General features: G+C 72.0%; 11 protein-coding genes. 9 read left to right on the forward strand and 2 right to left on the reverse strand.

What is annotated here, in order from left to right; translation table 11 throughout:
* The first annotated feature begins 14 nt into the window (after positions 1-14).
* The 6 genes from ruvB to SACE_RS09940 all read left to right on the forward strand — a co-directional run bounded on the left by ruvB (position 15) and on the right by SACE_RS09940 (position 8,170).
* A complete protein-coding gene (gene ruvB, locus SACE_RS09915) occupies positions 15-1,094 on the forward strand; it encodes a Holliday junction branch migration DNA helicase RuvB (protein WP_031334209.1) in 1,080 nt (359 codons plus the stop codon).
* A gap of 409 nt (positions 1,095-1,503) precedes the next feature.
* Positions 1,504-1,905: a preprotein translocase subunit YajC gene (yajC, locus tag SACE_RS09920; RefSeq protein WP_009948969.1), complete on the forward strand. Its 402-nt coding sequence runs from the start codon at positions 1,504-1,506 to the stop codon at positions 1,903-1,905.
* 414 nt (positions 1,906-2,319) lie between these two features.
* The gene (gene secD, locus SACE_RS09925; RefSeq protein ID WP_009948968.1) at positions 2,320-3,915 is read left to right on the forward strand and encodes a protein translocase subunit SecD; all 1,596 of its coding nucleotides are present in this window, start codon (positions 2,320-2,322) and stop codon (positions 3,913-3,915) included.
* Positions 3,912-5,135, forward strand: coding sequence for a protein translocase subunit SecF (gene secF / locus SACE_RS09930; protein WP_009948967.1), 1,224 nt, complete (start codon positions 3,912-3,914; stop codon positions 5,133-5,135). The genes secD and secF overlap by 4 nt, the downstream gene beginning before the upstream one ends.
* Entirely contained in the window at positions 5,132-5,680 is a 549-nt protein-coding gene (locus tag SACE_RS09935) for an adenine phosphoribosyltransferase (RefSeq protein WP_011873540.1), read from the forward strand. Before secF ends, SACE_RS09935 begins: the two co-directional genes overlap by 4 nt.
* A 174-nt stretch (positions 5,681-5,854) precedes the next feature.
* Complete coding sequence (locus SACE_RS09940; RefSeq protein ID WP_009948965.1) at positions 5,855-8,170, forward strand: RelA/SpoT family protein; 2,316 nt, start codon at positions 5,855-5,857, stop codon at positions 8,168-8,170.
* Between the two features lie 4 nt (positions 8,171-8,174).
* On the opposite strand, the gene SACE_RS09945 is transcribed toward SACE_RS09940, so the two are convergent.
* Positions 8,175-8,576, reverse strand: coding sequence for a VOC family protein (locus SACE_RS09945; RefSeq protein WP_009948964.1), 402 nt, complete (start codon positions 8,574-8,576; stop codon positions 8,175-8,177).
* Between the two features lie 144 nt (positions 8,577-8,720).
* Positions 8,721-9,542, reverse strand: coding sequence for a peptidylprolyl isomerase (locus SACE_RS09950; protein ID WP_009948962.1), 822 nt, complete (start codon positions 9,540-9,542; stop codon positions 8,721-8,723).
* Positions 9,543-9,752: 210 nt separating this feature from the next.
* Here SACE_RS09950 and SACE_RS09955 point away from each other — a divergent pair, with 210 nt between their 5' ends.
* Genes SACE_RS09955 through SACE_RS09965 form a run of 3 tightly spaced genes read left to right on the forward strand, consistent with a single transcriptional unit; the run spans position 9,753 to position 12,382 of the window.
* Positions 9,753-10,445: an MBL fold metallo-hydrolase gene (locus SACE_RS09955; RefSeq protein WP_029621905.1), complete on the forward strand. Its 693-nt coding sequence runs from the start codon at positions 9,753-9,755 to the stop codon at positions 10,443-10,445.
* 42 nt (positions 10,446-10,487) lie between these two features.
* The gene (hisS, locus tag SACE_RS09960; protein WP_009948960.1) at positions 10,488-11,750 is read left to right on the forward strand and encodes a histidine--tRNA ligase; all 1,263 of its coding nucleotides are present in this window, start codon (positions 10,488-10,490) and stop codon (positions 11,748-11,750) included.
* Entirely contained in the window at positions 11,747-12,382 is a 636-nt protein-coding gene (locus tag SACE_RS09965; RefSeq protein ID WP_009948959.1) for a hypothetical protein, read from the forward strand. The genes hisS and SACE_RS09965 overlap by 4 nt, the downstream gene beginning before the upstream one ends.
* Positions 12,383-12,422: the final 40 nt, after the last annotated feature.

Genomic DNA, 12,422 nt, shown 5'->3' on the forward strand with positions numbered 1-12,422 from the left:
GTGTGGGTGGCGTGATGCACGAGGATGCCCAGGTGGACCCGGGACCGGCCGGCGACGAGGTTTCGCTGGCCCCGCAGCAGGAGACCGCCGAGCAGGACGTCGAGACCACGCTGCGGCCGCGCAGGCTCAGCGAGTTCGTCGGCCAGGCCAGGGTCCGCGAGCAGCTCGAACTGGTCCTGCACGGCGCGCTGAACCGCGGCGACCAGCCCGACCACGTGCTGTTCTCCGGCCCGCCCGGGCTCGGCAAGACCAGCCTGGCGATGATCATCGCCGCCGAGCTCGGCGCGTCGATCCGGGTCACCTCCGGCCCGGCGCTGGAGCGCCCGGGCGACCTGGCGGCGATGCTGTCCAACCTCGCCGAGGGCGACGTGCTGTTCATCGACGAGATCCACCGCATCGCGCGGCCCGCCGAGGAGATGCTCTACCTGGCGATGGAGGACTACCGCGTCGACATCGTCGTCGGCAAGGGGCCGGGGGCGACCAGCATCCCGCTGGAGATCGCACCGTTCACCCTGGTCGGCGCCACGACGCGGTCGGGCGCGCTGACCGGGCCGCTGCGCGACCGCTTCGGCTTCACCGCGCACATGGAGTTCTACGAACCGGCCGAGCTGGAGCTGGTGGTGCGCAGGTCGGCGGGCATCCTCGGGGTGGACCTGCGCGACGAAGGGGCGGTCGAGATCGCCCGCCGCTCGCGGGGCACGCCCCGCATCGCCAACCGGCTGCTGCGGCGGGTGCGCGACTTCGCCGAGGTCCGCGCCGACGGCGCGGTCACCCTCGATGTCGCCCGCGCCGCGCTGGAGGTCTACGACGTCGACGAGCACGGTCTCGACCGGCTCGACCGCGCCGTGCTCGGCGCGCTGGTGCGCTCGTTCAACGGTGGACCGGTCGGCGTCTCGACGCTGGCGGTCGCCGTCGGCGAGGAGCCGACCACCGTCGAGGAGGTCTGCGAGCCGTACCTGGTGCGGGCGGGAATGCTGGCCCGAACGCCGAGGGGACGGGTGGCGACGGTCGCGGCCTGGCAACATCTCGGCCTCGTTCCGCCCCAGCACGCGCCCGGCGAGGCGACGCGGAGCCTGTTCGCCGACGAGGTGTGAGTCACGAGCGGGCTGTGCGTCGGCGTGCGCCGCGCATGACCACGCGAGGGGGCGCGGCATTCGCGACTCGGGCGACGAGCGGTTCACGGCTCGACCCCTGGCAAGAGTGTGACCAGGCGCGATGTCGTGATCGGCCGGGCGAGTCCGGGGAGCGACCCTGCGTGACACCGTGCACCAACCGGCAGCGTCGCGGGCATCGGCACCATCACCGACCGTGAACGCCGCGGGGCTGTCGGTGACCAGTCGCGTCGCCGGGAGGTCGCACCCCGCTCCCCACGGGCGAGTGCGCGTCGGGTAGTAGTGTCCCCGCTACCTCCGGTGGAACTGGCACACTGGGGGGCGTACATCCGAACAATTCGGGCGCGCCCAACAGGCCGGTCACCGGCTCGCGCCCCCCGAACGGAGCAAGATGGACCTCTCATCCCTGATCTTCCCGCTGTTGATCGCCCTGCTCGCGGTGCCGCTGTTCCTGCAGGCGCGCAAGCAGAAGCGAGCCATGCAGGATCAGCAGAAACTGCAGAACTCGCTCGCCGCAGGGGACCGGGTCATGACCACGTCGGGTCTGTTCGGCACCGTGGTCAGCACCAGCGACGACACCATCGAGCTGGAGATCGCCTCCGGCATCACCACGACCTGGGTCCGCGCCGCCGTGCGCGAGAAGGTGGAGACCGGGTCCGAGGCGGCCACCGAGACCGCGGCCTCGACCGACGAGGAGTCCGCGGAGTCCGCTGACAAGGACACCGCGGAGCAGGCCACCGAGTCCAAGGCGCAGGTCGCCGAGCCGGTCGAGCAGCAGCAGAAGACGAACTGACCGTCGCGCCACGCGCGCGAGCCCGGCGAGCGCGCGCACCGGCCGCCGCCCGGCCGGGCCGCTCGTCCGAGCACAGGCAGCCGTCCCTGACGGTGACGGCCCGTCTCCGGGTGGTCGACGCGCTGTTGATGACCCGGCGCAGTACTGCCACCGCGTGGCCTGTCAGACTTAACATGGGTTGTTGTGGATCATCCACCGCCGGCGACGGCGGTGGATGATCGCTGATCCCGACCGGGCCGGACACCCGATGCTCGGCACGCGCGGTGCGACCCGTCCGCAGGGCCGCCCGACGCGCCTGCCGAGCCGCGAGTGTCCGGTGCGCCACCGCTGGTCACCCTCGGTGCGCTCCCGGCCGGGCTCGACTCCGCTCCAGCTCGACCTCGACACCGACCGTGGACAGGAGACCGACGCACCGTGGCACCTCCGGCCGGGCAGATCCGCCCAGGGCGTTACCTCGCGATCTTCACACTGATCGTCGCCGCTCTGTACGCGCTGGTGTTCCTCACCGGCGACCACAAGCCCCTCCCGAAACTGGGCATCGACCTGCAGGGCGGCACCCGCGTCACGCTCACGGCGCGCACGCCCGACGGCCGCCCGCCGACCAACGAGTCGCTCGACCAGGCGCGCCAGATCATCGAGACCCGCGTCAACGGCATGGGCATCAGCGGTTCCGAGGTGACCCGCGACGGCTCCAACCTCGTCATCACGGTCCCGGGCGCCGGCGGTGAGGAGGCCAAGCAGCTCGGGCAGACCGCGGAGCTGAACTTCCGCAAGGTCGTGCCCGGCATGATGGTCCCGGCGACCCCGCCCGCACCCCCGAACCAGGCACCGCCGCAAGGGCCGGCGGGCAACTCCCCGCAGGGCGCGCTGAACCAGCAGCCCGCGCCCGCGGACCCGATCGAAGAGGCCAAGAAGACCCGCCAGAGCACCGACCCGAACGTGCAGATGGCGGCGCTGCAGGCGCTGGACTGCAACGCCGAGGACCCGCTGCGCGGCAACGACGACCCGAAGCTGCCGCTGGTCGCCTGCGACCGCGAGGGCAAGCAGAAGTACGTCCTGGAGCCGGTGTTCCTGGAGGGCAAGGAGATCGACAGCGCCCAGGCGTCGCCGCCGAACCCGACCAACGGCAACCCCGGCTGGTCGGTCGACCTCAAGTTCAAGAGCGCAGGCGCCAAGGTGTGGGCGGACTTCACCTCCGCCAACGTCCAGCAGAACGCCGCGTTCGTCCTCGACACCGAGGTCGTGTCGGCCCCGACGATCCAGGCGCCGCTGCTGGGCGGCAACGCCAACATCACCGGCCAGTTCAACCAGCAGAGCGCGACCGACCTGGCCAACATCCTCAAGTACGGGTCGCTTCCGCTGGCCTTCGACCAGTCCGAGGCCGAGACGGTCTCGGCGACCCTCGGTGTGGCTTCGCTGGAGGCGGGCCTGCTCGCAGGCGGCCTCGGCCTGCTGCTGGTCGCGGTCTACTGCCTGGCCTACTACCGGCTGCTGGGCCTGCTGACGATCCTGTCGCTGGTGCTCTCCGGCGCGATCGTCTACGCGGTGCTGGTTCTGCTGGGCCGCTGGGTCGGCTTCACCCTCGACCTGGCGGGCGTGGCCGGTCTGATCATCGCCATCGGCATCACCGCCGACTCGTTCATCGTGTTCTTCGAACGGCTCAAGGACGAGATCCGGGAGGGCCGCACCTTCCGCTCGGCGGTCCCGAGGGCCTGGGAGCGGGCCAAGCGGACCATCCTCTCCGCCGACGCCGTCAGCTTCCTGGCCGCCGCCGTGCTCTACGTGCTGGCCGTGGGCCAGGTGAAGGGCTTCGCCTTCACCCTGGGCATGTCGACCGTGCTCGACCTGGTCGTGGTGTTCCTGGTGACCCACCCGCTGGTGGCGCTGGCGTCGAAGAACAAGTTCCTGTCCAAGCCGGCGTTCTCCGGTCTCGGTGCGGTGCAGCGCATGGGCGCCCAGCACCGCGCCGACCGCAAGCGCGCAGCGCAGACCACCGCCAAGGAGGCGTGACCGTGACGACTCCGGGCCACGACACCGCCAGCGCCGAGCGCGGCGGCGTCCTGCACCGCCTCTACACCGGTACCGGTGCCTTCGACATCGTCGGCAAGCGCATGCGCTGGTACGTCTCGCTCGGCCTGCTGGTGCTGGTGTGCGTCGCCGCGATGGCGCTGAAGGGCTTCAACCTCGGCATCGACTTCGAGGGCGGCACCAAGATCCAGATGCCCGCGGCGGGCGCGAACGGGCCGATCAGCACCGAGCAGGTCGAGACCTCGTTCCGGGAGGCCGTCGGCCGCCCCGCCGAGACGGTGCAGCTGGTCGGCACCGGCGGCAACCAGAGCATCCAGATCCGCACCGAGTCGCTGAGCGTCGACGAGGTCGGCGAGGTCAAGCGGACCCTGTTCAACGACCTGCAGCCGGTCGACGGCCAGGGCAGGCCCAGCCAGCAGGCGATCAGCGACAGCGCGGTCAGCGGCACCTGGGGTGGTGAGATCACCAAGCAGGCGGTGATCGCCCTGGCGGTGTTCATCGTGCTGGTGACGATCTTCCTGACCTTCTACTTCGAGCGGTGGATGGCGGTCGCGGCGCTGATCGCGCTGGTGCACGACGTGGTCGTGACCGCGGGCATCTACGCGATCATCGGCTTCGAGGTCACCCCCGCGACGGTGATCGGCCTGCTGACCATCCTCGGGTTCTCCCTCTACGACACCGTCGTGGTCTTCGACAAGGTCAAGGAGAACACCCGCGGCCTGCTCGGGCTGACCCGCCGCACCTACGGCGAGGCGGCGAACCTGGCGGTCAACCAGACCCTGATGCGCTCGATCAACACCTCGATCATCGCGCTGCTGCCGGTCCTCGGCCTGCTCGTGGTCGGTGCCGGCGTCCTCGGCGTCGGTGTGCTGCGCGACCTCGCGCTCGTGCAGATGGTCGGCATGATCGCCGGTGTGGTGTCGTCGATCCTGCTGGCCACGCCGGTCCTGGTCGACTTCAAGATGCGCGACCCGAAGTACCGGGCGCAGGCGGCGAAGGTGCGCCAGCGCCGGGAGCGCGCGGCGGGCAAGGCCGCCGGTGACGACGCCGCCGAGTCCGAGGACTCGGCGCAGCAGGACGAGCTGCGCCGCGAGCGGGCGATGGCCGCCGCGGCCAGCGCCCCGGCCCGCACCGGCAAGGGGCCGGAGTCGCGCCGCAAGCCCGCGGGCAAGGCCGGCCGGTCGCGGAAGCGGCGCTCATGAGCAGTCCGGTGAGGGTGCTCGACGAGCTCGACGCCGAGCTGCGGGCGGCGTCCGGCCTGGTCCGGGAGGTCCCGGACTTCCCGGAGCCGGGCGTGCTGTTCCGCGACATCAGCCCGATGCTGGCCGACGGCCGCGCCCTGGCGGCCGTCGTGGCGGCGCTCGGCCGCGGCCACGACTTCGACGTCGTCGCCGGGGTGGAGGCGCGCGGCTTCCTGCTCGGCGCCGCGGTCGCGCAGGCTCACGGCACCGGCGTGGTCGGTCTGCGCAAGCCGGGCAAGCTCCCCGAGGTCGCACACCGCGTGGACTACCGGCTGGAGTACGGGTCGGCGTCGCTGGAGCTGCCCGCCGGCACGCTGCGCGCCGGTCAGCGGGTGCTCGTCGTCGACGACGTGCTGGCCACCGGCGGTACCCTGAACGCGGCGTGCGAGCTGGTGCGCTCGGCGGGCTCGGAGGTCGCGGCCGCGACCGTGGTGCTCGAGCTGACCGCGCTCGGCGGCCGGAACAAGGTCCCCGATGTGGCGTTGCACGCCCTGTTGACCGCCTGACCTCACCCCCGGTGATCGGTCAGGCAGAAGCGCCGACTGCGGTTCACAGCAGAGAGTGACCGCCTGCCGTTCGGGGGGCACGCCGGGGAAGGGGCGTCGCCCGAACGGCGTTATTCTCAATGTCCGGGTCATAAGCCACGGATCCGGGACGAGCGCCAACCCCGGGAGCGTGCGGTGAGCCACGACGTCGAGTCTCCTGCTCCGGCGACCGATCCGGTCGTCCAGCCGCGCACCGCGTCGGCGACGCGGCGCGTGCGCGCCCGGCTGGCCAGGCGGATCACGGCGCAGCGCGCCACCCAGGTCAAGCAGGTCCTCGAGCCGTTGGCCGCGGTGCACCGGGAGCTGCACCCGCAGGCCGACCTGGCGCTGCTGCAGCGGGCCTACGACGTCGCCGAGGACAAGCACCGCGACCAGCGCCGCAAGTCGGGTGACCCCTACATCACCCACCCGCTGGCGGTGTCGACGATCCTGGCCGAGCTCGGGATGGACACCACCACGCTGGTGGCGGCGCTGCTGCACGACACCGTCGAGGACACCGACTACTCGCTGGAGCGGCTCAGCGGCGACTTCGGCGAGGAGGTCTCGCACCTGGTCGACGGCGTGACCAAGCTGGACAAGGTCAAGCTCGGTGCCGCGGCCGAGGCCGAGACCATCCGCAAGATGATCATCGCGATGGCCCGCGACCCGCGGGTGCTGGTGATCAAGCTCGCCGACCGGCTGCACAACATGCGCACGATGCGCTTCCTGCCGCCGGAGAAGCAGGCCCGCAAGGCGCGCGAGACGCTGGAGGTGCTGGCCCCGCTGGCGCACCGGCTGGGGATGGCCACGGTCAAGTGGGAGCTGGAGGACCTGGCCTTCGCGATCCTGCAGCCCAAGAAGTACGACGAGATCGTCCGGCTGGTGGCCAACCGCGCGCCCTCGCGCGACACCTACCTGCGGACCGTCATCGACGAGCTCTCCGGCCAGCTCGACACCGCGCGGCTGGCCGCCAGGGTCGAGGGCAGGCCCAAGCACTACTACTCGATCCACCAGAAGATGATCGTGCGGGGCCGCGACTTCGACGACATCCACGACCTGGTGGGCGTGCGGATCCTGGTCGACGAGGTCCGCGACTGCTACGCGGCGATGGGTGTCGTGCACGCGCTCTGGCAGCCGATGCCGGGCCGGTTCAAGGACTACATCGCCCAGCCCCGCTTCGGGGTGTACCAGTCGCTGCACACAACGGTGATCGGCCCGGAGGGCAAGCCGCTGGAGGTGCAGATCCGCACCCACGAGATGCACCGCACCGCCGAGTACGGCATCGCCGCGCACTGGCGGTACAAGGAGACCAAGGGCCGCAACGGCGGTTCCGGGCACACCGCGGTCGAGGTCGACGAGATGGCCTGGATGCGCCAGCTGCTGGACTGGCAGCGGGAGGCCGCCGACCCGGGCGAGTTCCTGGAGTCGCTGCGCTACGACCTGGCGACCAGGGAGATCTTCGTCTTCACGCCCAAGGGCGACGTGATCACGCTGCCGTCGGGCTCGACGCCGGTGGACTTCGCCTACACCGTGCACACCGAGGTCGGGCACCGCTGCATCGGTGCGCGGGTCAACGGCCGCCTGGTGGCGCTGGAGCGCAAGCTGGAGAACGGCGAGGTCGTCGAGATCTTCACGTCCAAGGCCGAGGGCGCGGGCCCGAGCCGGGACTGGCTGTCGTTCGTGGCCTCGCCGCGGGCCAAGGCCAAGATCAAGCAGTGGTTCGCCAAGGAGCGCCGCGAGGAGGCGATCGAGTCCGGCAAGGAGGCCATCGCCAAGGAGCTGCGCAGGCTCGGCCTGCCGATCCAGCGGCTGGTGTCGGCCGAGAGCATCGGCGCGGTCGCGCGGGAGCTGCACTACGTCGACGTCACCGCGCTCTACGCGGCGGTGGGGGAGAAGCAGATCTCGGCGGGCCACCTGGTGAGCAGGCTGGTGGCCTCGGTCGGCGGGGTCGACCAGGCCGCCGACGAGATCGCCGAGCGCTCCACGCCCTCGACCATCCAGGGCCGCCGCACCACCGGCGACTCCGGTGTGGTGGTCAAGGACGCCGGTGACGTGTGGGCGAAGCTGGCGCGCTGCTGCACCCCGGTGCCCGGCGACGACATCCTCGGCTTCGTCACCAGGGGCGGCGGGGTGAGCGTCCACCGCACCGACTGCACCAACGCCGACGAGCTGCGCAAGTCCCCGGAGCGGCTGGTCGAGGTCTACTGGGCGCCGTCGGCGTCGTCGGTGTTCCTGGTGGCGATCCAGGTCGAGGCGCTGGACAGGCACCGGCTGCTCTCCGACGTCACCAAGGTGCTGGCCGACGAGCGGGTGAACATCCTGTCGGCGTCGGTGACGACCTCCAAGGACCGGGTCGCGGTGAGCCGCTTCTCCTTCGAGATGGGCGATCCCAAGCACCTCGGCCACGTGCTCAAGGCGGTCCGCAACATCGAGGGCGTCTACGACGTCTACCGCGTGACCTCGGCATCCTGACCGGTCAGCTGATGTTGACCATCCAGGTCACGCCGAACTGGTCCTCGCACGACCCGAACTCGTCGCCCCACATCTGCCTCTCCAGCGGCACCGACACCGTGCCGCTGGAGGAGAGCTGGTCCCAGTAGCCGCGCAGCTCCTGCGCGTCGTCGCCGCTGAGGCTGACCGACATGTTGTTGCCGGCGCGGTGCTCGGACCCGGGCGGGGCGTCGGCGGCCATGAGCGTGAAGCCGCTGCGGGTCTCGAGCTGGCCGTGCATGATCTTGTCGGCCACCCCGGCGTCCTCCATGCCGAAGTCGCCGTAGGAGTTCATGTTGAGGTTCCCGCCGAACACCTGGTGGTAGAACTCCAGGGCCTGCCGGGCGTTACCGGGGAAGCTGATGTAGGGGTTCAGTCGAGAGGTCACCGGTCCCTCCTCGGAGTCGGGCGCGCAACGAGGCCAGTGTGGCACCGGGGCCAGGCACCGGCCCGGCGGAAGGTGACGGCCCGCGACATGCGGGAGCGGGGCCGGCGGACGTCGCCGCCGACCCCGCTCAGCCGGGGAGAGGCGCTACGCGCCCACCGTCGCCTGCTCGATCCTCACCGGCAGGTTCGGCTTGCCGTCGCCCTCGCCGTTGACCGGCTGCACGCCCGCGCCGCCGACCTTGTCGAGGACCTTGAGGCCCTCCTCGCCGATGCTGCCGAACACCGTGTAGTCCGGCGGGAGGTAGGAGTCCTGGTAGACCATGAAGAACTGGCTGCCGCCGCTGTTGGGCTGCGACGACTTGGCCATCGCCAGCGTGCCGCGGGGGTAGACCACCGCGCCGCCCTGGTCGTAGGGAGCCGGCGCGGGCGCCAGGCCCACCGGCGGCTCGTCCTTGATCGAGTAGCCCGGGCCGCCTCCGCCGGTGCCCGACGGGTCGCCGCACTGCAGGACCTTCAGGCCCTCGCCGGTGGTGAGCCGGTGGCAGTCGGTGCCGTCGAAGTAGCCGGCCCGGACCAGGTGGTCGAAGCTCTGCGCGGTGCAGGGCGCCTTGGCGCGGTCCAGCGTGACCGGCACGGTGCCCTGGCTGGTGCGCAGCGTGACGTTCTCGGTGCCCTGGGCCGGGGTCGGGGCCGGGTCGGGCGGTGCGGACACGGGCTTGGCGGCCGGTTCGCCGGGCGTCGCGGCGTACGCGCACGGCCCTGACGTGCCTGCCTGGGGCTGCGCCGCCGGGGTCTGCTCACCGCCGGTCCTGGTGAAGTAGAAGACGCCGGCGACCACGACGACGACCACCGCGATCGTGGTGCCGATGGTGATCGTCCGGCGTCGTTTGGCCTGCTCGGCGCGGCGCTCCAGCTGCCGCTCCAGCTTCCTCTTGGCCGCCTGCCGACGTTGCTCGTTGCTGGGCAACTGCTCCCTCCCCGGTCTGGCGAAATCGATGTTGTTGCGGGGGAGTTTATGGGGTGCGGCCTGGCCCGAACCTGAGAGATCGGGGGGACGGTAACCTTGGGGCCGGGTTCTGCGCGCCGCGCGGGGCGGCCGCGACCGGGTGACCGGGCGCGTCGCCCGGGGGCGCGGGCGGAGCCGACCGGCGCCGATCGAAGGGAAGGGTCGCACCTCGTGCTTGTCCTCGGGTTTCCGGCCGGGCCGTTGCAGGCGAACTGCTACGTGCTCGCGCGGGGTGACGGGCAGCCCTGCGTCATCGTCGACCCGGGCCAGGAGGCCGGGCCCGCGCTGGCCGAGCAACTGCTCGAGCACGCGCTCACCCCGGCCGCGGTGCTGCTGACCCACGGGCACTTCGACCACGTCTTCTCCGCGGGCGAGATCTGCCGCGAGCACGGCGTCCCGGCCTGGATCCACCCCGACGACCGCTACATGCTCGCCGACCCGGGCGCGGCGCTCGGACCCGCCGGGCGCCAGCTCTTCGGCGGCGGGCTGAGCATGCCCGCGCCCACCGACGTCCGCGACCTCGCCGACGGCGACCGGCTGGAGCAGGCGGGCATCGCCTTCGAGGTCGTCCACACCCCGGGCCATACCGGCGGGTCGGTGCTGTTCCGCACCGGCACCGACGAGGGCGGTCGCCTGGTGCTCTCCGGCGACACCCTGTTCGCCGGCGCCATCGGACGCACCGACCTGCCCGGCGGGGACCATGCGCGGATGCTGCACAGCCTGAGCACCAAGGTGCTGGCGCTGGACGACGACACCGCCGTGCTGCCGGGCCACGGGCCCACCACGACCATCGGACGCGAGCGCGTGAGCAACCCGTTCCTCCAGGACCTGCCCGAGGCGGCCGAGCAGCCGCCGGGCCGCTGACGCCCGCGCCGAACCCGCTACGAGGACTGCGAACCAGAACTGATGAGCACCTTCAACGCCCCCAAGGGCATCCCGGAGTACTTCCCGCCGGAATCGGCGGCCTTCCTCGCGGTCCGCGAGACGCTGGCCGACGCGGCCCGCCGCGCGGGCTACGGCTACATCGAGCTGCCGCTGTTCGAGGACACCACCCTCTTCGCGCGCGGTGTCGGCGAGTCGACCGACGTGGTCAGCAAGGAGATGTACACCTTCGCCGACCGCGGCGGGCGCTCGGTCACGCTGCGGCCGGAGGGCACCGCCGGTGTCACGCGGTCGGTCATCGAGAACGGCCTGGACCGGGGGCAGCTGCCGGTCAAGCTCTACTACAGCGGCGCGTTCTTCCGCTACGAGCGCCCGCAGGCCGGCCGGTACCGCCAGCTCCAGCAGCTCGGCGTGGAGGCCATCGGCGTCGACGACCCGGCGCTGGACGCCGAGGTGATCGCCATCGCCGATGAGGGCTACCGCAGGCTGGGACTGACCGGCTACCGCATCGAGCTGACGTCGCTGGGCGACGAGACCTGCCGCCCGTCCTACCGCGCCAAGCTCCAGGAGTTCCTGCGCGGCCTGCCGCTGGACGAGGACACCCGGAAGCGGGCCGAGCTCAACCCGCTGCGCGTGCTCGACGACAAGCGCCCCGAGGTCCGCGAGCTGCTGGCCGACGCGCCGCTGATGGTCGACCACCTCTCGGTCGAGGCCAAGGAGCACTACGAGCAGGTCAAGACGCACCTGAGCGACCTCGGGGTGGCCTTCACCGAGAACCCGCGGCTGGTGCGCGGCCTGGACTACTACACCAAGACGACCTTCGAGTTCGTCCACGACGGCCTCGGCGCCCAGTCCGGCATCGGCGGCGGCGGCCGCTACGACGGCCTGATGGCCGAGCTCGGCGGGCAGGAGCTCTCCGGCGTCGGCTTCGGGCTGGGGGTGGACCGCACCCTGCTTGCCTGCCAGGCGGAGGGGCTCGCGGTCGGCGACCAGGCGCGTTGCGACGTCTACTGCGTGCCGCTGGGCGAGGCAGCCAAGCGGCGGCTGGTCACCATCGCCGGCGGCCTGCGCGGTGCCGGTGTGCGCGCCGACGTGGCCTACGGCGGCAAGAGTCTCAAGGGCGCGATGAAGGGCGCCGACCGCTCGGGCGCCCGGTTCGCCCTGGTGCTCGGCGAGCGCGACCTCGAAGCCGGATCGGCCCAGCTCAAGGACCTCGCCAGCGGCGAGCAGCGGCCGGTTCCGCTGGACGACGCGGTCGCGGCCGTTCGGGAGGCGCTGCAGCCGTGACCGAACCCGAGGTGGTCCCGCTCGACCTGCTCGACCGCGCCACGATCCGCAAGCGCTCGCGCAACGTGGCGATCGCGGCGCTGATCGTCGCCGCCGCCATGGGCGGCATCGTCGGACTGGTGGGCGGCCCGCTCGGTTTCGGGATCACCGCCGGGGTCGTAGCGCTGCCGCTGCTCGCGCTGGCCTACTTCGAGTCCCGCAAGACGTGCTGGATGCAGGGCACGATGGTCTCGGTGCGCGCGGCCGGAACCCGGCGCGTCGAGCTGAAGCAGGCCACCCGGCTCGACCTGTTCGTCACCGACATGCGCGGGGCCCGCACGGTGAACCTGCTGGTGGGCGGGCCGCCGAAGAACAAGGCGATCAGCATCTCGCTGGCGATGTACGCCGGCACCGGCGGCCGGGAGCTCGGCGTCTACCCGCTGCGGCGGCTCGCCGATGCCCTGGCCAGCACCGGCGACACCCGGGCCCTGGTGCTGTCGGAGCTGGTCGTGGCGCAGCTGAAGTCGGAGGCGCGCGGCGACGGCGCGCCCGACCGCCCGCTGTACCGGCTCGCGTCGCTGGCGCCGCAGGGCAGGATGGCGCAGCGCCTGCACCCCGACGCGGTCGCGCGGTTCGTCACCGCACTGGACTGAGCGACCTCGCTCCGGCTGCTTGCGCCGCGCCATCGGCGCT

Origin of the sequence: Saccharopolyspora erythraea NRRL 2338, assembly GCF_000062885.1 — a bacterium.
In the GTDB taxonomy this organism is placed as follows: Bacteria; Actinomycetota; Actinomycetes; order Mycobacteriales; family Pseudonocardiaceae; genus Saccharopolyspora_D; species Saccharopolyspora_D erythraea.